The following is a 20,487-nucleotide window of genomic DNA, read 5'->3' on the forward strand; positions in this document are numbered from 1 at the left end:
ATCTCAAGGGGGGCACCGGACATGAGTGAACAGTTCGTCGGTGCGGGCTGGGCCTTCCCGCTGCGTACCGACGCGGGCGGCGGAATCGCACTGGCCCGCCGGGAGCGGGAGATCGAGGAGTCCATCCGGCTCGTCCTCGCCACCGCGCCCGGCGAGCGGCCGATGCGGCCGGAATTCGGCTGTGCCGTGCACGACATGGTCTTCGCGCCGGTCAACGAGGCGACGGCCGGCCGCATCCGCTACGAGGTGCGGTACTCGCTCGACCGCTGGGAGCCGCGTATCGAGGTTCAGGACGTCGAGGTGAGCCCGGCGCCCGACGAGCCGTCCGTGCTGTTCATCGACGTGCGCTACAGCGTGCGCGGCACCAACAACCCGCGCAGCCTCGTCTTCCCCTTCTATGTGATCCCGTCCACGGAATCGCCGTCCACCGAAAGCGAAGCCTGATGGCCCTGCCCGCACCCCATCTCGACGACCGGCGCTTCCAGCAGTTCGTCGACGACGCCAAGCGCTATATCCAGCAGCGCTGCCCCGAGTGGACCGACCACAATGTCTCGGACCCCGGTGTGACCCTCATCGAGGCCGTCGCCCATATGGCCGACCAGATCGTCTACCGCCTCAACCGGGTGCCGGAGAAGAACCATCTGGCCTTCCTCGACCTGCTGGGCGTCACCCTCTTCCCGCCCTCCGCCGCCCGCGCCGACGTCACCTTCTGGCTCTCCGCCCCGCAGCCCGAGCCCGTGGTGCTGCCCGCGGGGACGGAGGTCGCCACCGGCCGGACCGAGACCGAGGAGGCGGTGGTCTTCGCGACCGAGGACGATCTGACCGTCGTGCCCTGCGAACTGGACGCCGTACTGCGGCAGGAGGTGGGGACCACCCCCGAGGACTGCGGTCAGGACATCTTCGGCGGCAACGATGTGTCCGTCTTCTCGGCCGCCCCGCAGCCGGGCGACACCCTGCTGTTCGGGCTGTCGGTGGCGGTGCCGCGGTGCGCGGCCGTGTTGCAGCTGGACAGCCGGGTGGACGGCGTCGGCGTCGACCCGCGTCAGCCGCCACTGCTCTGGGAGGCGTGGACCGCCGACGGTTGGGCGAAGTGTGAGGTCGCGGAGGACTCCACCGGCGGCCTCAACCGGCCCGGCGAGGTCGTGCTGCACATTCCGGCCGGGCACACCGGCTCCCGCGTCGGCCGGACGGATGCCGCGTGGCTGCGCTGCCGGGTCGTCGAAGCCGCGCCGGGTCAGCCGTTCTACAGCGCCTCACCGACCGTACGGTCCGCCTCCGCGTTCACCATCGGGGGCACGACGGCGGCGGCACACGCCGTCGTGGTGCAGGACGAGCTGCTCGGCGAGTCCGCGGGCGTGCCCGGCCAGCGGATGCGCCTGGCCCACGCCCCCGTCGTCGCCGACCGCCCGCCGCTGCGGCTGGAGGTCTCGGACGGCGACGGCTGGCAGGAGTGGCAGGTCGTCCCCGACTTCGCGGCCTCCGGCCCGCACGACCGGCACATCACACTGGAGGAGGCCACCGGCGAGATCGCGTTCGGCCCTTCGGTGCGCGAACCGGACGGTTCCATAAGGCAGTTCGGGGCCGTGCCGGACAAGGGCTCGGTGATCCGGGTCCCGTCCTACCGCACCGGCGGCGGCCGGTCGGGCAATGTGGCGCGCGGTGCGATCCAGGCGCTGCGCAGCTCCATCCCGTACGTGGCGCGCGTGGAGAACCGTGAGGCGGCGCGCGGCGGGGTCGACGGCGAGACGGTGCAGGAGGCGAAGGTCCGCGCGCCGATCACGCTGCGCGCGCAGGAACGGGCGGTGACGGCCCGCGACTACGAGGAACTGGCGAGGCGCGCGGCCCCCGAGGCCGCCCGGATCGCCTGTCTGGCGGTCGATCCCGCCGAGCCCTCCACGGGCGCCGCGAGCACTTCGGGCCCCGAGGCCGGCCGGACCGGCCGGACGGGCGAGAACGCCGTCCGGGTCCTGGTCGTCCCGCAGGCCGTCCCCGACCGCGGCGGCCGGCTCCGCTTCGAACAGCTGGTGCCGGGTGAGGAACTCCTGGGCCGCGTCACACAGTTCCTCGACGAGCGCCGCCCGGTGGGCACCCGCCTCGCGGTCGGCCCGCCCTTCTACCAAGGCGTCACGGTCGTCGCGACGCTGCACTCCTTCCGGGCGGCGCGGGCCGACCGCGTCCGCGCCGAGGCCCTGGACGCGCTCTACGCCTACCTCGACCCGCTGACCGGTGGCGCCCACGGCGACGGCTGGCCCTTCGGCCGACCGCTGCGCTCCGGGGAGATCTTCGCGGCCCTTCAGCGCGTACCCGGTGTGGAACTCGTCGACGAGGTCCTGCTGCACCCCGCCGACCCGCTCACCGGCCGCCGCGGCGACGCCACCGACCGCATCGAACTCGCCCGCTCCGCGCTCCTGTTCCCCTTCGACCACCGCGTCCGCGTGATCGAGGCCCGATGAGGGGCACCCCGGCGGGGATGACGTCCCCGCATCCTCTGGGCGGGCAACTCCCCGCGGTCTACGCCGACGACGACTTCGCCCAGCGCTTCGTCGAGGGCCTCGATGTCGTCCTCGCTCCCCTCTTCAACGTCCTGGACTGCCTGGAGAGCTACTTCACGCCCGCGCTCGCCCCCGAGGACTTCGTCGACTGGCTGACCACCTGGGTCGGCACCGAACTCGACGGCACGGAACCGCTGGCCACCCGCCGCCGCGCCGTGGCCACGGCCGTCTCGCTGCATCGCGTACGCGGCACCCGGCGCGGCCTGTCGGACGCTGTCGAGCTGGCCTTCGGGGTACGCCCGGAGATCATCGAGAGCGGCGGCGCGACCTGGTCCAGGCGGCCTCTGGGTGCCTTCCCGGGCTCGCCGTACCCCGGCCTGCGGGTGACCCTGCGGGTCCGCGACCCCGCCACCGTCGACCCGCACCGTCTGCACGCCGTCGTCGCAGCGGCCTGTCCCGCACACCTCCCCTTCGCGGCCGAGGTGACCCACCTGCCCACCCCTGAAGGAACCTGACCATGCCCAGCGACCACACCACCTGCCCCGACTGCGGCTCCCCCGCACCCCAGACGGACCAGTCCTTCTGCGACTCCTGCGGAGCCTTCCTGCGCTGGGACCGGCCGGCGTCCACCGCGGACCAGGGACGTACGACCGCCCCGGCCCCTCCGACGCCCGGAACCCCCGCCACGAACGCCCTGCGATCCGCCGCCGGCACGGGCACCCCGGACCACGCCGGCCGGTCCGCCGACGCCACGCCTCCCACGGCACCCCCCGCTGCCACTCCCGCACCTGCGCCCGCCACCGGGCACGACGGCGGCACCGGCCCGGCCGCCCCGAAGCCGGGCGCCGACGGAGAACCGACCACCCCACTCCCGCCCGCCACCCCGCACCACGAGGACACGGGCCGGTCCCGGTCCGGCGCGGACGGCCGGAACAACCCGGACAGCCACGCCGGTCAAGCCGGTCAGGCCGGCCAGGACAGCGGCGAAAGCCGGCCCGGCCCGGACGCCGCCCGTCCGGCCGGCGAACGAGGCATCTCCGAAACCGGAATCCGCGCCCTCCTCGTCCCCGTACCGGGCGCCTCCGCCACCCCGCCCCCCGAGGCGCCCGGCAGCGTGCTGCCGGGCCGTCCCGACGCGGCCCGGCCCCGGGTCCGCACCCCGGAGGCGGCCCCCCAGCCCGAGAACGGCGCACCGTGCCGGAGCTGCGGAGTCCTCAACACGCCGGGCCGGCACTTCTGCCGGAGCTGCGCCCTCCCCCTCGTCGAGACCGCGCGCGAGGCCGGCGAAGGCCCGTACGCCGGGCAACGGCCGCGCCTGGACCGCGGCCGCGCCAAGTGGATCGCCCGGGCCGTGGTGGCGGCGGTGATCGCGGGCGTCGTGGTCGGTGGGATCATCGGCGGGCCGCCGGCCGCCCAGGCCGTGCAGGACCACTTCGCCAAGCGCGTCCCGGTGCCCGCCACCACCTGGAAGGCCTCGCACTCCGGCCAAGGCCACGACGCGAAGCTCGCGTTCGACGGCTACTCCAACACCTGGTGGGGCACCGGCTATTCGGGCAACTCGGACGGCCAGTACCTGGAGGCCGCCTTCGGCCAGCCCACCGACCTGCTCAACATCCTGATCACCCCCGGCGCCTCGGCACGCACCCCGCAGGCCGAGGACCCGGCCCGTCCGCACGAGTTCGATCTGATCGTGACCGACTCCGCGGGCAAGCGGCACCTCTCGCACGCCCGGATCAATGACGGCGGGGTACAGAAAATCGATGTGGCGGTACGGAACGCGATGACCGTACGGCTAGTGCTGCACTCCGCGTACGGCATCGCGGGGGACAAGCAAGTAGCCATCGGCGCCCTGGAGTTCTTCGGGCGGTCGATGAACTAGTCGCTGAACCAGTCGAAGAACTAGCCGACGGGGACGGCCGGAGGGGCTCGGCTGCTGTGGGGGGCGTGCTCAGCGCCCGCCCCCCCGCAGAGCCGACCGGGCGAGCGGGTGACCAGGCGGGGCATCAACCGACAGCGGAACGGCCGGTCCTCGCGCAACCCGTTCGGCATGCTGTGCGGTCTGGTCCGGTATGACGGATTCAGGAATGCGCATGCGGCGGCCATGCGCCACCACGGCCGGGGCGGCCGCCCTGGTGGTGGCGCTCAGCGGGGCAGTGACCTCCTGTGACGCGGAGCGGTCCCAGGGGACGGAGAAGCAGTCCTCGGCGGCGGCGAAGCACTCCCAGGGGCCGCAACTGGCGCTCACGCACATGGTGAACACGTACTACCTTCCGCGGCCCACAGCGTCCGACGCCGGCGATCGACCCACCGACAGCCGCCCCTCCGAGTACAAACTCCGCCTGACGACGAGCAAGCCTCCCCCGGGCAGGGACCCGCAGCGCGTCGAGGACGTCAAGGTGACCTTCGACCTGTCCGCCGTGAAAGACAGCGCGACGCTCCACTGGGTGAACAAGGGCTACGGCTGCACCCGCTCCGCCGACTCCCTGACCTGTGCTCCGGGGGACATCAAAGAGGGCGAGGGCGCGGAGTTCACCCCCTTCGCCATGAAGCCCCGCCCGGACGCGGCGAAGGGCCCGGCCGGGCCCGTGAACATCACCGTGACCAGCACCAGCGCACCAACCGTCCGCCACACCACGCAACTCGTCATCGGCGCACCCGTCCTGACGGCACGACAGGAAGAGTCGCGGACCGAGGTGAAGCCGGGCTCCGAGTTACGGCTGAAGCCCGCCTTCGGCAACAGAGGGGACACCGACATCGACGACGACCTCCTCGTCGTGGTGACGGCGGACCGGGCGACGCTGCGCAAGAAGTACCGCAACTGCCGTTATGACAAGGCCGCCGTGCCCACCAAGGCGGTGTGCGCGGTTCCGGGGCCGCTGCCTGCCGGGGCGGCGTACGAGACGGACGGGCCGGTCAGGGCCGTGACCGACAAGACGGCGCGGCGCGGGCGGATCTCCTACACCGTGTACCGGGCCCATGACCCCCAGGATGCCGAGCTATTGCCCGGCTCGGCCCCGCGGGGAACCGGCCCGCTGCTCGGGCTCCGCCGCGTCGACGGCGGCGGCAGCACGTTCACCACGACCGGGCACTGGAAGGCCGAAATGGCCACCGGAGGGCTGGAGTTCGTCACCACGCAGGTCCATGATCGGCAAGCCCCGGGGCTCACCATCAAGGGCAGGGTGGGCCAGGTGGTCGACGTCGAGGTGCTCACCCCGGACCCCGCCCACCAGGGTGCCACCCGGCTGACCCTGCCCGAGGGCACCAGCCTGGTGGGGCGTCGCGACGGGGATCCGAGCGAACTCCTCTTCTGCACCTACAGCGAAGACGGGAACGGGCCGGTGGAGTGCCCCGCACCGCAGATGACCAGTCCGATCCTGCGGGTCCGTATCGACAAGCGGGTGGCGGGTGCCCAGGGGACGATCTCCGTGCCCGCCGATCCGAGCGACCCGGCGCCGGACCCGGACCCGGAGAACAACACCTCGCCGATCAAGGTGGAGTACCTCGACTGACGGGCCGCCGCGGACAGCGTGCCGGCCGAGCGCCGGAGGACCGGGCCCGGACGCCGCTCATGCCGACTCGAAGGTGCGGGCGGGTGGCGTCGTCCGCTCGTTCTGCACCGTGTCGGACACGGTGAGCGGGTGCGGCGCGGCACGCCGGCCGGGCCGGCGGTGCGGTGGGACATGCCGGCGGACATCGTCGATGCCCCGGCGCATGGCGGTGCGGAGCCACCTTCCGAGGGGGCGTTCGACGAGGCGGTGGATGAGCCAGGCGACGGCCAACATGAGCGCGGTCACCGAGGCCACCAGGGCCGGGGCGGGGACGCGGTCCCGGAAGTGGTGGATGAGGGTCATGCCGATGTTCAGGTGGATGAGGTAGAGCGGGTAGGTGAGCGCTCCCGCGGTGGTGAGCCACTTCCCCTGGATCCGGTCGCAGGCGCCGAGCGCGATGGCGCCGATGAGGGCGAAGGCGGCCACGATGACGATGCGGGCCGGCCAGGTGGGCAGGGCGTCCGCGGCGGCCGCGCCGAGGTTGACGGCCAGACGGTCGTCGATATAGCGCTGCGCGAGCAGCAGTTGCAGGATCACGATCGCCCACAGGACCGCGTTGGGCCGGTGGCGGCACATGAGGGAGAAGGCGATGCCCGCGATGAAGAAGGGTGCGTACTGCGGCATCGCGAACTCGGTGATCAAGGGGGTCTTCAGGACCGGTGCGAGGGCCGCGGCCGCGGTCCACACCCCGCACAGGATCAGGCAGTTGCGATAGGTGACGCCGAACAGCATGACCACAGCCGTGATCAGGTAGAACTTGAGCTCCACGAAGAGCGTCCAGTACACCGGGTCGACGTCGGGGGTGTCGTTCCCGCCCTGAAGCATGGTCAGGTTGGTGATCACCGTGTCCCAGCCGCGCAGCGAGGCGACCTCCGGCCAGGTCTTCACGACCACCACGGTGAGCAGGATGCCGGCCCAATAGGCGGGGAACAGCCGCGCGAGGCGGGAGACGGCGAATTCACCCACCGTGCGGCCCCATACGCTCCGGCAGATGACGAAGCCACTGATCAGGAAGAAGACCTCCACCCCGAGCCACCCGTACTGGGCCACCTGGTGTGCGGTGGGGAAGATCGTGTCGGTGGCGTGGCCCCACGGCCGGGCGAGGGCGACGTAGTGGTAGAAGACCACCATCAGGGCGGCCAGCAGCCGCAGTCCGTCGAGTGCGGCGAGCCGGTGCCCCGAGCGGCGCTCGGCCATCGTGCAACCCCCCAAGCGCTCGGGTCAGGAACGCTCCGTGTCGGAAGAGGCTCGCAGGCTGCAAAGAACCCGTGAGTACGTCGTACGCCCGTGGTACCACCCGCAGATGTGCAGCGGCCCTTGCGGCGTCGCGATGCACTCAGTCGGTAGCACGGGCGGACGCCACCATCACGGTCCGCACACAACCGTAAGGTGTTCGTGGCATATGGCGACGCGGCAGGACTCCCGGTCGGCCGGGTGTTCGCACAGCGAGTACTGCCGGGTGAGCCCGAGCCGCTTCTCCTCATGAACGAGGAGAGCGGCTCAGCGCGGCCTGCGGTCAGCGGCCCGGAGTCCGGAGGACCGTGGCGCCGGTTGTGGTCAGGAGCAGGGCTTGTAGAAGTGCTTCCAGCCGTCGCCGGGCATGGCCGGCGGCTCCGACGTGGTGCCGAACGCGCCGTACTTCACCTGAAGTTCGTAGTCATATTTCCCCGGACCGCTGCGCGGGTTCGTCAGGCGCACGTCCCGGTCCAGCCCTCCGTCACCGGAGTTGTTGAGGATCGCGAGGTCCGGGTACGCGTCGCCGCCGTAGTTGGCGATCCGCAGCTGCCGCGCCTCGCCGTGGTCGCCGATGTCGGAGTGCCGGGACTTGGCGGAGCTCAGATTCGACCGCTTGAGCGGCCCGGGGCGGTATTCCGCGACGCGCGCCGTCGAGGGGTCGTCCCCGCCGGCGGGCGTGACGAGGTTGACGACCAGGTCCAGTTTGCCGTCCCGCTGGAAGTCGGCGACCGCGGCGGTCGCGACCTCCCCCTTCTTCGCGCCGAGAAGGGCGCTGACGGCGTGCTTGGGGCCGAACGAGCCGTTCGCGGTCCCCCACTGGACCGTCATCTTGGTACCGGTGAGGCCGGGATTGCTGATCTTGTCCCGGCGCCCGTCGCCGTCGAGATCGCCGAGCAGCGTGGTGGCATCGGCCAGGCACGGGGCCGTCGCCGTGGCGGCCTTACCGCCCGGGGCCGGCGCGGCGGCCGCACTGGCCTGGAAACCGGCGACACTCAGGGGCAGGGTGACGGCCGCGACCGGCACGGCGATCAGGCGTAAGCGCTTGTGCAGCATCTTCAACTCCTCATGTGTCGTTGCTGCGAGGTGAGATGCCGTCAGCGTCCGGCACGTTGACGCCCGGATCGCTGTATTACACAACCGTGACGTGCGAACGGGGTGTCGCCGCCCGGACGAGCCCCGCGACGGCTCGGGACCGGCTGTGCGGCGGCCAGGCGATCACCGTCGTGACCGGCGGCGCATCCAGCACCGGTACGGCGGCGAGATCCTCACGTAGTTGGGTTCGGCACGACTCCGGCGCGATCCAGCAAGCGCGGCCGAGCGCGATCAGCTGGAACAACTGCGCATGGTCCCGGGCCTGCGGGCCGGGGCCGTCCGGGTAACTGCCGTCGCGGCCGGGCCAGCGCGGCATCGGCAGGTCGGGCAGCTCGGTGACGTCGGCCGTGCGCACCTGGGCCCGGCCGGCCAGAGGATGCCCGGCCGGCAGAATCACCACCTGCCCCTCCGTGCAGAGCTCTTCGGTGTCGAAGCCGGCAGTAGTGTCGAACGGCAGGTGCAGCAGAGCCACGTCGGCCCGGCCGTCGCGCAGCATGCGTTCCTGCTCTCCGATGCCGCACAGGAGCAGATCGACGGTGACCGCATCGGGTTCGGCGGCGTAGGCGGCGAGCATTTCCGCCAGCAGTTCGCTGGACGCGCCGGCCTTCGTGGCGAGGACAACGCCGGGCCGGCCGGTGGCGGCGAGCGCAGCGCGGCGGGTGCGACGTTCGGCGGCCTCGACCGCATCGAGCGCCGCCCGGGCCTCCCGCAGGAGCACGGCCCCGGCCTCCGTCAGGGTGACCGCGCGGCTGGAGCGTTCCAGCAGCGCCGCTCCGAGGCGCCGTTCGAGCTGGCGGATCGCCCGCGACAGCGGGGGCTGTGCGATGCCGAGCCGCTGCGCGGCCCTCCCGAAGTGCAGCTCCTCAGCGACGGCGACGAAGTACCGCAACTCCCTTGTCTCCACGCCGACATGGTACGTCTTCCACCGGGATCGATACCCATGAGGTATCGCTGCCCACCCAATCGGTGTTGGCCGGCTCCGGCCGGGCCCGGACAGGATCAGCTGTATGAGCGAACAGACAATCGCGCTGGTGACCGGCGCGAACAAGGGCATTGGGTACGAGATCGCGGCCGGTCTGGGCACCTTGGGCTGGCGGGTCGGGGTAGGCGCCCGGGACGCGGAGCGGCGCGAGACCGCCGTGGCGAAGCTGCGGGCGGCCGGCGTCGACGCGTTCGGCGTACCGCTCGACGTGACCGACGACGCGAGCGTGGCCGACGCCGCCGGGCTGATCGAGGACACCGCCGGACGTCTCGACGTGCTGGTCAACAACGCCGGGATCACCGGCAGTGCGCCGCAGATGCCGACCACGGTCGATGTGACGACGGTCCGGGCGGCCGTGGAGACCAACGTGATCGGCGTCATCCGCGTCACCAACGCGATGCTGCCGTTGCTGCGCCGCTCGTCGTCACCACGGATCGTGAACATGTCCAGCGGCGTCGGCTCCCTCACCCGCCAGACCACTCCCGGCACCGACACGGGCCCGGTCTCCGTCGCGTACGCACCGTCGAAGACGTTCCTGAACGCCGTCACCGTCCAGTACGCCAAGGAGCTCAGCGACACGAACATCTTGATCAACGCCGGCTGCCCCGGCTACTGCGCGACCGACCTCAACGGCTTTCGCGGCTTCCGCACCCCGGAACAGGGCGCGGCGATCGCGATCCAGCTCGCGACCCTGCCCGACGACGGCCCGACCGGCGGCTTCTTCGACGACGAGGGCGAGGTGCCGTGGTGACCCGCAGGTCAGTGCAGGACATCAACGGACCCTCGCACGCCGGGGGTTGTGCCTGCGCATCTTCGTGACCGGTGGGTCCGGCCGGATCGAGAGGCTCGGCGCGACCCGCTGACCGGCGGTCCGAGCCGAGAGCGGACAGCGGTGTGGTGGTGCCTGCCGGGCCGGCCGGGAGGCACCACCACGTCGTTACCCCGCTCTGCGAAGTGGAGCCGCTTCAGGACTGGGGAGCGGCGCGGTACACGTTTCCGTAGGGGCCGACGACGAAGAGGACCTCCAGCTTGTCCTTCAGCTTCGCGTCGCCGGCGGCGGCGGTGACCGCGGCCTGGATATCGTCGGTGGACCGGGCGTTCTTCACCCAGGGCACCTGGGTGGCGTCCGCGACGACGACCACCTTCCCGGTGCTCTGGTACTTGGTGACCTTCTCGGAGACCTTGTTCACGAGCTGGCTGACGAAGCCGTCCCGGTCGCTGCCCAACTTGATCACGAAGTGGTCGCCCTTGGTGGCGGTCGTGCTGTCCGTGACCTCGTAGTCGGGCTTGAGGCCGCCCTCGTCCTTCCCGCCCGCCTTGAGCTTGTCGTAGCCGGTGACGTAGAGCCGCTTGGCGTTGATGTACTCGGGCACCTCGGTCAACACATCGGTCGGCAGGCTGGTCTCCAGCTTCTTGTCCTCGGGAATCTTGTCCTGGGGGACGTCCGGCGGGAACGCCTGCTTGAGCTCACGGAACTTCTCGGTGGCGTCGGCGACCGGGGTGGCCTCTTCGGCCAGGGCGCGGATCAGGTCATCGGCCTTCTGCTTGAAGGTGGTGCGGCGCTGCTCGGCGCCGTCCTTCGCCTTGTTGATCCACGCCTTGACCCGGGCGTTCTCGGGGTCGAGGACATTGCGCTCCTGGTTCAGCTTCTCCACCGCAGGCTTGAAGTCGCTCACCCACTTCTCCCGGGAGGACGGAACCATGATGGCGTCCGAACCCGGCGTCGGCGACGGAATCTTGGCCAGCTCCGCGGCTCCGGAGGTGGAAGCACCCTCACCAGGGTTGGGGTGCGGTTCGGCCGGGTGGTCCGCGGGCCGTTCCGCCGGCCGTGCCGGCTCCTCACCGGGCTTCGGGGCCTCCTTGGGCACGGGTTCCGGAGCCTTCCCGATCCCCGGCGCCGTGAGGAGATCGGTCCCGATCTGGGTGAAGATCTCGGCCGTGCTCGGCGGCCGGTGCAGCCTTTCGGCGTCCGCGGGGCAGCGGCTGGACCACTCTTGTTCGCTTTCCACGCCGGGGTCCCACGGTCCGCAGGCACGGGCGGCGGACGCCGGCGCGGCCATCCCGAATACCGCCGCCCCGACAGCGGCGACGAGGGCAACGCTCTGGAGCGCGCGGTGCCGTCCCGCTGTCTCGCCCGCCGGTCTCCTCTTGTGTGACATCTTTTCTTCCTTCCTTGCGCCGGGCGGCCGATGCGTCGGCCTGTTCCCGAACTCCCCAAAGATTTGCGATCCGAAGAATTCCCCCCTTCGGCACATAAGGAGAGCGCCGCTCCGCACTATGGGTTCCGCGGACTTCCCGGTAACTTCTGCGATATTCCGTGAGTTAACGCAAGGGCTCCATAGAGCGGCTTCCCCGCGCCCCGCGCAGTCAACTGAGAGTGCGGCGCGCACGACGGGGAGCGAATTCCGTATCTATCGGATGGCCTACGCCTCGGGTATCACTCTTCCCGGCGATCTGCCGGGCGCAGGCGGCAGTGCAGACAGTTCCGGCAGCGGAATTCCGGCGAACGGGAACATGACCGCGCCACGCGCAGGCAAGCGGAAATTCCATTCCGCACGCACACCGAAACACGCAATAGCCCCAAGCGCAGGAGTCCCGGCCCGGCCCCCGCACACCGGCAGTTGACCGCCCGCACCCACCGCGGCACCGGGTGCGGAAGGGTGTACCGGGCACGACAAGAGCCCGTGCGGTGCCGGCGGTGCCGAGCTCAGTGGCGGTAGGCGGCGATCGCGGTCTCGACGAACGAGCGGATCAGTGGATTCGTATCGCCCTCGTTCCATGCCGCGACCACACGGCTCGGCCGCATGTCGATCAGCGGCACCACGGTGAGCCCCGCGGCCGGTTCGTGATCCAGGAGGGTCATGCCGACCGTGCCGTTCCAGAGAACGGCTTGCTGACATTCCTGGACGGCGCGCACCACCGGGCCCTCGCGAGGCTCCCCGCCGTTCCAGTACGACTGCCAGCGGGGGTCGGTGCCCTCCGGGAACCGGAACCAGCGGCGCCCGGCCAGGTCGGCCAGCTTCAAGCTGCCGTGGCGGGCGAGCGGGTCGTCGGCGCGCAGCAGCGCGCCCACCGGGTCGGCGCGCAGCGCGTGCACGGTCAGGCCGGTCTCGTCAAAGGGGCCGCGGGTCAGGGCGACGTCGACCAGTCCGGCGTGCAGCCCGCAGGTGGGATCGGTCAGGCCGGCCTCGCGGATGCGGACCTCAACGCGCGGGTGCAGCCGGTGGTAGGCGCCGGCCAGCCGGGGTGCGCCCGGGTCGGTGCTGTCGCCCAGCATGCCGACGGTGAGGGTCGCGGCGCCGGCCGCCGCGGCCACGCGTACCCGTACCCGGTCAGCCTGGTCGAGAAGGGCGCGCGCCTCATCCAGCAGCACCGCCCCCACCGGCGTCAGCGTGACACCGGCGGACGACCGGTCGAACAGCGCGGCGCCGGCCTCGGTTTCCAGCTGTTTGATCGCCCGGCTCAGTGGCGGCTGGCTCATGTGCAGCCGGGCGGCGGCCCTGCCGAAGTGAAGTTCCTCGGCGACCGCGACGAAGTAGCGCAGCGTGCGTAACTCCATGGTGCGACGATACCCGTACGGTATCGGCTTCACGGAACAGGTCTTGGACTGTCGCCTTGCCCCGGCAGTGCAATCGGAGCATGACTGACGAACCGAAGACCAGTGAGCCGATGCCCGACCCCGCCGTATCGGTGGTCGGTCCGGGCGACGGCGAGACGATCCTCCTGGGCACCACGCGCATGCGGGTCCTGGAAGACGGCAGCAACACCGGGCACCGTCTCGGCCTCGCCGAGTCCGTCCTCGCGCCGCATACGCCCGGACCGCCCCAGCACCGCCACGCCCGGCACGACGAAGGCTTCTACATCATCTCCGGCAGCGTGCGGTTCACGGTCGGCGACAAGGACCACGACGCGACCGCGGGCACGTTCGTGATGGTCCCGCCCGGGGCCCCGCACACCTTCGCCAACGTGACCGACCAGCAGGCCGTCATGCTGAGCATCCTCACGCCGGATCTCTATATGCAGTACTTCCGAGACCTGGCGGAGATGTTGGCCGACGACCAGGCGCCGTCCCCACAGGCGAGTCTCCAGGTGATGAGCCGTTACGCCACCGAGCCCGCCACCGACTTTTCCCAGAGAGCGGACTGACCACACTGCCCGCCCGGCCGGCGGGCCCGGGCGCCGTCCCACCTACGGCGTCCGCGTCGCCTCGGCATGCGGCGCGGAGTTGGCGCGGCCGGCGGCGCGGCGGCCTCCGGCCCACAGCAGGATGCTCGCGAGCAGGAAGAGCGGCCAGGGCGTGAGGATGAGGATGACGGCGTCCACCACGCACCAGATCCCCAGCGTCCACGCGAGGAACGGCGGCGGAGTGATGCCGCGCCGGTCCAGCCACAGGACGATCAGACCGACCACGATGAGCGGCGGCCCGAAGCTCTCCAGAGACAGCCAGAGCGCGCTGTTGGCCGGGCTCATATCGGAGAAGTCTTCGTACCACAGCGCCCCGCTGAACCACTCCCCGGCGTAGCGTGCCGCTCCCTCCAGCGTTAAGGCGAGGAGCGTGTGCGCGGCTCCGAGGAACACCAGGAGCCAGCCGGCGCTTTTGATCATCTGAATCCTCCGGTCTGTTATCGGTCATCGATGGCCGCTGCGGGGTCCGGCGCGGTCGGCGTGGACCGCGCCGCCATCGCGGACGACGCGCCAGGCCACGGCCGCCAGAGACACGGCACCCTTAGTTACGGAACCAGCGGTTTCGATACTCGCGGTTCCGTATGATGCACCCATGTCCGCTGGAGAGCAAGCTCGCAACCAGGGGGGCCGCCCCCGAGACAGCCGCGTCGACGACGCCATCGCCTCCGCCGTTCGAGAGTTGCTGTCCGAAGTGGGATACACGCGGCTCACGATGGCCGGGGTGGCCGCACGAGCCGGCGTGGGCAAGGCGGCGATCTACCGGCGCCACACCACCAAACAAGAGATGATCTTTGACGTTCTGCTGCCGGATCAGTTCCTGGCAGTGGCACCCGACCGCGGATCGCTCCGCGCCGACCTGGCCGCCGTGCTCGCCGAGATCGCGGACAGCATGACCCTTCCGCCGCAGGGGACGATCCCCGCCCTGCTGGCCGACGTCCACGCCGACCCCGCACTGAGTGACCGGTTCGACGAGAAATACCTCGGCGCCCAGCGCCGGACCCTCACGGAGATCCTGGACCGCGCGACCGCACGCGGCGAACTCACCACCCGCCCCGACCCGGCCACCCTCAACGCCCTGCTGGTCGGCCCCGTCTTCGCCTGGCTGTTTCTGCTGTCCGAATCCCCCGACCAACTCCCCGCCCTGACCTCCACACTTCTCGACACAACACTTGCCCTCATCAGCCCCGGCCCGCCCGGCGCCCCGGATGAATCCGGCAGTGAGCCCGTGACGTAATCCAGCCCCTCGAAGACGAGCGCCAGGGGCGGCGACCGCTCAATTGCAGTGACTGCTCACTTTTCACCGTGCATCACCTCGCCACATTCCCGGAAAGCCCCTCTCATGGGTCTACGACAATGACGAGAAGGACGAGAAGCAGGCCGTCCCCAGCTTCCACATGGGCCGGAAACTTCGGTGTGACCGGGTGCATCATGGGACCGGACACCGGACGGGACCGACACAAAAGAGCGGACTGATACGTGACACGCATTCTGGTCATCGGTGGCGGGATCGCCGGTACGGCAACCGCGCTGGCCCTGCACAAGGCAGGATTAGACGTCACCGTGCACGAGGCGCACCCCGACACAGCCGAGGACATCGGGGCGTTCCTGACCCTGGCGAGCAACGGGATGCGCGCACTGGCGCAGCTCGATGCCTCGGACGTGGTCACGGCGCTCGGTTTCCCGCTGCGCTCCATGCGGGTGCTCGACGCCCAGGGCAGCCAGCTGGCCCATGTACCGCTGGGCGAGGCCGACGACGCGCTGCTGCGGTACCGGTGCCTGCGCCGGGGCGAGTTGAGCGCCGCGCTGCAAGCCGAGGCCGTGCGTCGGGGAATCGGGCTGACGCATGGTGCGCGACTGGTGTCCGTCGAGAACGGTCCGGACGACGTGACCGCGCGATTCGCCGACGGCAGCGTCGCGACCGGTGATCTGCTCGTCGGCGCGGACGGGCTGAGCTCGACCGTCCGGCAGTCGATCGCGCCCGGCGTGGCGCCCGTCTACGCGGGGCAGAGCGTCTTCTACGGCTACACGCGCAGCGCCCCGGGGGCGGAGGACACCGGCCACATCACCATGGCGCGGGGCAGCTCCGCCGCCTTCGGCTACGCGGTCTCCCCGGACGGGGAGACGTACTGGTTCGCGCGCGTCGGCGGAGCCGCCGTCCCCGCCGACGAACTCGCGCACCCCGCGCCGTCCCGCTGGCGGGAGCAACTCGTCGCGCTGCTGGGCAAGGACGCCACTCCCGCCGCGGGCATCGTCGCGTCCGCCACCGACGACATCATGGCCACCAACGCCACCGAGATCCCACCCGGCACCCCCTGGCGTTCCGGGCGGACCCTGATCATCGGTGATGCGGCGCATGCGGCCTCACCGGCGACGGGGCAAGGGGCCTCGATGGCGCTGGAGGACGCCGTCGTCCTCGCCAAGTCCCTGCGGGACACCCCCGATCCGGAGAGCGCCCTCGCCCTCTACGAGGCGTGCCGCCGCCCCCGCGTGGAGCACAACATCACCGCCAGCGGAGAGATCTCCCGCGGCACCCGCGCCCCGTCCCGCGCCGGCGGAGCACCGCCCCCGCAACGTCCCGGGGACGACACTCTCGCCGCCCAGCTGGACTGGAACCACGATATGAACGCCGTCACCAGCACCGCGGACTGAGTGCCGCCGTCGCCTACCGCGCGGATGTCTCCCGCGCCTCGCTCCAAAGCATGCCCGGCCTCCGTCGGTTCGAGAGCCTCGCAAAGGTGCTTAGAGCCGGGACGCGCGGGTACTCGGCTGGGCCAGTCACCCAAGCGGGAGGTCTGACCCACGACCGGGAGGAGAGAAGCTCCTTGATGTATGACATCGAAGCAGCAAGTCGCCCCATTGTGGTGGGGGTTGAGGCGAAGAGCGACGCGGTGCGCGCCGTGGTGCGGCACGCGGCACGGCAAGCGGAGCTGCACGGCAGCCCGCTGCACCTCCTGCATGTTCTCGACGGCCCTGGTGGAGCGTCGGACGAGAACAGCGGAGGGACACCTGAGAAGACGCAGGGCGCAGCGGTCGTGGAACCGCTCGCGGCGTGGGTCCACTCGGAGTTCCCGAATGTGGTGGTGACCGCGCAGACGGCAGCGGGCCGGGTGGCCGAACAACTCCTTGCACGCTCCGCCGAGGCGGCCACTTTGGTCCTGGGCCACCGCGGGACCGGTGGATTCGCCCGGCTTCCCCTGGGCTCGGTCAGTTGGCAGGTGGCCACACACGCCGAATGCCCGGTCGTCATCGTCCGGCCGGGCGAAGCGGCCGAGAACCCGAAGGCCAGGGTCGTCGTCGGGGTGGACATCAACGACGTCTCGGCGGAAGCCGTGGACGCGGCCTTCGCCGAGGCCGCACTCCGCGGGGCACGCCTGGAGGTGGTGCACGCGAACTTCCACCTCAGCGAGATGCCGGTCGGAGCGGGCATGGTCGCACCGGACTTCAAGGCTCTCGACGAGGCAGCTCTGCGGATCCTGGACGCCGAGGCCGCCCAACGCGCGGGACGTTACCCCGGAGTCGACGTACATACCCGCGTGGAGCGGGTACGCCCGTCGACCATTCTGACGGAGGCCTCACGGGGAGCTTCGCTTCTCGTGGTGGGTTCCCATGGCCGCACCGGACTGCGCAGACTGATGCTCGGCTCGGTGAGCGCCGAAGCTCTCCACACGGCTGCCTGCCCCGTCATGGTGGTCCCCACCCTCGACGACCACTAGACCGCCCGGCAGGACGGAACCGGGCCGCCGTCCGCATACCCGTCGGCACCGGTCGGCACCGGTCGGCACCGGTCGGCAGCACGGTGAACCGCCGCGCCGGTCCGTCACACCGGCCGACGATTGGGCCGCCTCAGCCGGACACCGGGCAACGCATCGTCCAACTGTGCTTGCTCCTCCGCACTGAGCTTGAGCTCCACCGCCCTCGCGGAGCTGTGGATGGAGGCCGGGCGGCTGGCGCCCGGTACCGGGATCACCGTCGGGGAACGGGACAGCAGCCAGGCCAGGGCGATCTGCTGCGGGCTGGCGCCGTGCTCGGCCGCGATGCGGTGGAAGGCGGTGCTCGCAGAGGTCGGACCGGACGGTCCGTCGAGGGAGCTGCGGGAGATGCCACCCAGCGGGCTCCAGGGCAGGAAGGCCAGCCCCAGCTGCGTACTCAGCCGCAGCTCGGGCTCGCTGTCGCGCACGGCGGGCGAGTACTGGTTCTGCACGGACACGAGGTCGTCGCCGAGGATCGCATGGGCCTGGCGGATCTGGCCCGTGGTGACGTTGGAGATCCCGGCGGCGCGGATGGTGCCGGCATCGAGGAGCTCGCGCAGCGCGCCCACGGACTCCGCCCAGGGCACGGCCGGGTCCGGCTTGTGCAGCTGATACAGGCCGATGGCCTCAACTCCCAGGCGTTTACGGGAGGCTTCGGCAGCACGCTTGAGGTGGGCGGGGGTGGCGGTGACGGTCCAGCTGCCGTCACCGGGACGGCCACGGCCGCCCTTCGTGGCGACGAGGACATGAGAGGTGTCCCGGCCGTAGCGGGCCAGGGCGCGGGCGACCAGGAGTTCGTTGTGACCGGCTTCGCCGGCGTGCCAGTGATAGCTGTCGGCGGTGTCGATGAGCGTGACCCCGGCGTCCAGGGCGGCGTGGAGGGTGGCAATCGCCTGTGGTTCGTCCGGGCGGTGCTCGATGGACAGCGGCATGGCACCCAGGCCGACGGCGCTGACGGTGGTGTTTCCGATCGTGCGGTACTGCATGGTGGGTGTCTGTTTCCTCAGGCGGCGGGGGCGGCGATGGCATCGAGGGCTTCGGCAATGGCGCCGGGCAGCCAGTCGGTGGTGTGGGAGAAGGGGAAACCAGGTTCTTCGCGCGGGCGTTGCTCATGGCTTAATGGCGATGACCTGGTGGTCGGACGCCTATAGGCGCTGCACCGGAAGCATGCCGAAATATCGGCTTCCGCCGAGAACACAGATCTTGGGCATGCCCCCATCCTGGACACCTAAAGTCATCAGCAGAAGCGCCCACTTACTGGATACGCATTAAGGAATACTGTTGATCGACGTTCAGCGGCTGCGGGTCCTGCGGACGGTGGCGGAACATGGCAGCTTCAACCAGGCAGCGCAGGCCCTCCGCCTCACCCCCTCCGCCATCTCCCAGCACATCGCCGCCCTGGAACGCAGCCTCGGCGCCCAAGTCGTGGCGCGCAGCACCCGCGGGGTCACGCTCACCCCGGCCGGCCGGATCATGGTCGGGGCCGCCGAGTCCGTCGCCGCGGAACTCGCACACGCCCAGCAGGAGGTCGACCGGCTCGGCAGCGGCCGCACCCAACTCACCATCGCCACCTTCACCAGCGGCGGCAGGCTCCTGCTGCCCGGCGCACTCACCCGCCTCACCACCGCCCATCCCGACACCGTGGTCCACGTACGGGAGGCCGAGCCCGAAGACAGCCTGCCGCTGGTCCGCCAAGGCGCCGTGGACCTCGCCCTCGCCTACCACTTCGACGGCCCGCTGCCCGGCCGGCCGGGCCACAGCTCCAGCCTGGCGTGGACGGCACTCATGGACGACCCCCTGCAGGTCGTCCTGCCCGAAACCCATCCCCTGGCCGGCCACGAGGCGCTCGACCTCACCGAACTGGCCGCCGAGCCCTGGGTACTCGGCTGCCACAAGACCGAGACCTACCTGCGCCGCTACGCCGAACACGCCGGCTTCGACCCCGAGGTGCGCGGCACCACGACCGACTACTTCTTCGCCCGCTCCCTCGTCGCCGCGGGCACGGGGATCTCACTGGTCCCCTCGATCGCCCTGACCCCGCCGATCCCAGGACTACGCACCATCCCGATCACGCCGCCGACTCCGACCCGGCACCTCGGCGTCGTCACGATCCCCCGCCGCAACCGCCCCCAGGTCAGAACCCTGCTGCGGGCCCTCCAGGAACAGGCAGCGGCGATGAACGAACCGTGCCCCCCACACACCACCAACCGTCCTCACTCCGCCGTGCGCAACTGAGGAAGTCCCTGCGTACGCCCCCGACACCCGGGCCCTCAGCGGTCAGCGGATTCCCAGCTCCGCGAGCACCCGCCGCTGAGTCGGTGCCGGCGTGGCCGGGAAGTACAAGTAGCACACCCCGCCACTGCCTCCGACGACCTTGCCGTCGGCGTTCTTCCGCTTGGTCCGCAGCCAAATGTTCTCGAACTGGGAGGCGAGCAGGTAGCAGACACCGGAGATGATGGCAAACATGCAGGTCAACGGCTCGGGCTCGTTCACCTCGAACGAGCCCGAGCCGGACCGTGCTGAGTTCGTGCTGACTTCCGCTGCCGTCCCTTCCGGTCCCTTCGGGGGCGTTGTGCTGGATCGGTGCTGGCTTCTGGCGCTGAGGGCCGAACCCCGGACAGCACCGAGACGAACAAGATGCGCACTCTTCACTGTGCGTCACCGCGGCGCCTGCACCCGTCTCTCCCGCGGACGCCCGCCACGACGGGCGCATGAAGGTCAAGAGGCGTTGTGCGGGTCGTTTGGTGCGGCCGTGATTCGTCCTTATCGTGTCGCACTCCCGACCGACGGAAGTGAGCAGTGATGGATCAAAGGATGTGGACCGTGCCGACTCTGGCAAACTTCCTTGGAAAGCCTCCCTCCTGGGTTTACGACAATCACGAGAAGCAGGCCATCCCCAGCTTTCGCGTGGGCCAACAACTGCGGTTCTGGCCCAACGAGATCAAGGTCTGGCTGGAAGAAAATTGCCGCGAACAGACGGCATGAACGTCAATACCAGGAGACCGTGGGCATCGAATACCGCGCGTCCGCCCCTCGGTGGATCGGACCGCAATCGGTAGATCTCACCCACAGCCAGCAGATCCCACTCGTGCTCGCCGTCAAAGGGCCAGGCACTGGAGACACTCCGCGGCTCGCGCCTCGGAGGATGGCCATACAGGCGTGGTCCTCGCGAACACCAGCTTGGGGTCGCTATGCGAGGTGGG

19 protein-coding genes and 1 pseudogene are annotated in these 20,487 nt (G+C 70.7%); 12 read left to right on the forward strand and 8 right to left on the reverse strand.

The genetic code is table 11. The features are described from left to right. The first annotated feature begins 21 nt into the window (after window positions 1-21). From TU31_RS30600 to TU31_RS30620, 5 genes are all read left to right on the forward strand, one after another. Entirely contained in the window at window positions 22-444 is a 423-nt protein-coding gene (locus tag TU31_RS30600; protein WP_042160556.1) for a GPW/gp25 family protein, read from the forward strand. Then, the gene (locus TU31_RS30605; protein ID WP_042160559.1) at window positions 444-2,453 is read left to right on the forward strand and encodes a putative baseplate assembly protein; all 2,010 of its coding nucleotides are present in this window, start codon (window positions 444-446) and stop codon (window positions 2,451-2,453) included. The genes TU31_RS30600 and TU31_RS30605 overlap by 1 nt, the downstream gene beginning before the upstream one ends. 17 nt (window positions 2,454-2,470) lie before the next feature. After that, window positions 2,471-3,007 carry a phage tail protein gene (locus tag TU31_RS30610; protein WP_245698898.1) on the forward strand — a complete coding sequence of 179 codons (537 nt, stop codon included), beginning with the start codon at window positions 2,471-2,473 and terminating at the stop codon, window positions 3,005-3,007. 2 nt (window positions 3,008-3,009) lie between these two features. Continuing rightward, window positions 3,010-4,371, forward strand: a complete 1,362-nt coding sequence (locus tag TU31_RS30615; RefSeq protein ID WP_042160561.1) for an NADase-type glycan-binding domain-containing protein — start codon at window positions 3,010-3,012, stop codon at window positions 4,369-4,371. A 211-nt stretch (window positions 4,372-4,582) separates the two neighbouring features. Beyond that, window positions 4,583-6,001 (forward strand): hypothetical protein, encoded by a 1,419-nt coding sequence (locus TU31_RS30620; protein ID WP_042160562.1) that lies wholly within the window; start codon window positions 4,583-4,585, stop codon window positions 5,999-6,001. Between the two features lie 57 nt (window positions 6,002-6,058). Here the strand turns inward: TU31_RS30620 and TU31_RS30625 are convergent, their stop codons facing one another. The 3 genes from TU31_RS30625 to TU31_RS30635 all read right to left on the reverse strand — a co-directional run bounded on the left by TU31_RS30625 (window position 6,059) and on the right by TU31_RS30635 (window position 9,272). Further along, a complete protein-coding gene (locus TU31_RS30625; RefSeq protein WP_042160563.1) occupies window positions 6,059-7,237 on the reverse strand; it encodes an acyltransferase family protein in 1,179 nt (392 codons plus the stop codon). A gap of 360 nt (window positions 7,238-7,597) precedes the next feature. Continuing rightward, a complete protein-coding gene (locus TU31_RS30630) occupies window positions 7,598-8,329 on the reverse strand; it encodes an FG-GAP repeat domain-containing protein (RefSeq protein ID WP_042160565.1) in 732 nt (243 codons plus the stop codon). Window positions 8,330-8,405: 76 nt separating this feature from the next. Continuing rightward, window positions 8,406-9,272, reverse strand: coding sequence for a LysR family transcriptional regulator (locus TU31_RS30635; RefSeq protein WP_042160566.1), 867 nt, complete (start codon window positions 9,270-9,272; stop codon window positions 8,406-8,408). Between the two features lie 103 nt (window positions 9,273-9,375). On the opposite strand from TU31_RS30635, the gene TU31_RS30640 reads away from it, so the two are divergent. Continuing rightward, window positions 9,376-10,101 carry an SDR family oxidoreductase gene (locus TU31_RS30640; RefSeq protein WP_042160568.1) on the forward strand — a complete coding sequence of 242 codons (726 nt, stop codon included), beginning with the start codon at window positions 9,376-9,378 and terminating at the stop codon, window positions 10,099-10,101. A gap of 214 nt (window positions 10,102-10,315) precedes the next feature. Here TU31_RS30640 and TU31_RS30645 read toward each other — a convergent pair whose 3' ends face one another. Both TU31_RS30645 and TU31_RS30650 read right to left on the reverse strand, forming a co-directional pair. Next, window positions 10,316-11,509, reverse strand: a complete 1,194-nt coding sequence (locus TU31_RS30645; RefSeq protein WP_158894787.1) for a hypothetical protein — start codon at window positions 11,507-11,509, stop codon at window positions 10,316-10,318. A 548-nt stretch (window positions 11,510-12,057) separates the two neighbouring features. Beyond that, window positions 12,058-12,909 (reverse strand): LysR family transcriptional regulator, encoded by an 852-nt coding sequence (locus TU31_RS30650; RefSeq protein WP_042160573.1) that lies wholly within the window; start codon window positions 12,907-12,909, stop codon window positions 12,058-12,060. 80 nt (window positions 12,910-12,989) lie between these two features. Between TU31_RS30650 and TU31_RS30655 the strand changes: the two genes are divergently transcribed. Beyond that, on the forward strand, window positions 12,990-13,496 hold the full coding sequence (locus TU31_RS30655) for a cupin domain-containing protein (protein ID WP_042160575.1): 507 nt from the start codon (window positions 12,990-12,992) through the stop codon (window positions 13,494-13,496). A 42-nt stretch (window positions 13,497-13,538) separates the two neighbouring features. On the opposite strand, the gene TU31_RS30660 is transcribed toward TU31_RS30655, so the two are convergent. Next, window positions 13,539-13,955: a DUF6463 family protein gene (locus tag TU31_RS30660; protein WP_042160576.1), complete on the reverse strand. Its 417-nt coding sequence runs from the start codon at window positions 13,953-13,955 to the stop codon at window positions 13,539-13,541. A 172-nt stretch (window positions 13,956-14,127) separates the two neighbouring features. On the opposite strand from TU31_RS30660, the gene TU31_RS30665 reads away from it, so the two are divergent. The 3 genes from TU31_RS30665 (at window position 14,128) to TU31_RS30675 (ending at window position 17,248) form a co-directional block, all read left to right on the forward strand. Beyond that, complete coding sequence (locus TU31_RS30665; protein ID WP_078886062.1) at window positions 14,128-14,769, forward strand: TetR/AcrR family transcriptional regulator; 642 nt, start codon at window positions 14,128-14,130, stop codon at window positions 14,767-14,769. A gap of 242 nt (window positions 14,770-15,011) precedes the next feature. Next, window positions 15,012-16,184: an FAD-dependent oxidoreductase gene (locus tag TU31_RS30670; protein ID WP_042160578.1), complete on the forward strand. Its 1,173-nt coding sequence runs from the start codon at window positions 15,012-15,014 to the stop codon at window positions 16,182-16,184. Window positions 16,185-16,360: 176 nt separating this feature from the next. Further along, complete coding sequence (locus tag TU31_RS30675) at window positions 16,361-17,248, forward strand: universal stress protein (protein ID WP_042160580.1); 888 nt, start codon at window positions 16,361-16,363, stop codon at window positions 17,246-17,248. Between the two features lie 104 nt (window positions 17,249-17,352). On the opposite strand, the gene TU31_RS30680 is transcribed toward TU31_RS30675, so the two are convergent. Next, a complete protein-coding gene (locus tag TU31_RS30680) occupies window positions 17,353-18,270 on the reverse strand; it encodes an aldo/keto reductase (RefSeq protein WP_042160582.1) in 918 nt (305 codons plus the stop codon). A gap of 295 nt (window positions 18,271-18,565) precedes the next feature. On the opposite strand from TU31_RS30680, the gene TU31_RS30685 reads away from it, so the two are divergent. Beyond that, on the forward strand, window positions 18,566-19,519 hold the full coding sequence (locus tag TU31_RS30685) for a LysR family transcriptional regulator (RefSeq protein ID WP_042160584.1): 954 nt from the start codon (window positions 18,566-18,568) through the stop codon (window positions 19,517-19,519). A gap of 42 nt (window positions 19,520-19,561) precedes the next feature. On the opposite strand, the pseudogene TU31_RS30690 reads toward TU31_RS30685, so the two are convergent. Further along, a pseudogene (locus tag TU31_RS30690) lies at window positions 19,562-19,708 on the reverse strand (peptidase C39 family protein); the annotation flags it as partial. Window positions 19,709-20,107: 399 nt separating this feature from the next. Here TU31_RS30690 and TU31_RS38840 point away from each other — a divergent pair. Further along, window positions 20,108-20,269: a helix-turn-helix domain-containing protein gene (locus TU31_RS38840; protein WP_158894790.1), complete on the forward strand. Its 162-nt coding sequence runs from the start codon at window positions 20,108-20,110 to the stop codon at window positions 20,267-20,269. Window positions 20,270-20,487: the final 218 nt, after the last annotated feature.

The organism is Streptomyces lydicamycinicus (assembly GCF_000829715.2).
GTDB lineage: Bacteria > Actinomycetota > Actinomycetes > Streptomycetales > Streptomycetaceae > Streptomyces > Streptomyces lydicamycinicus.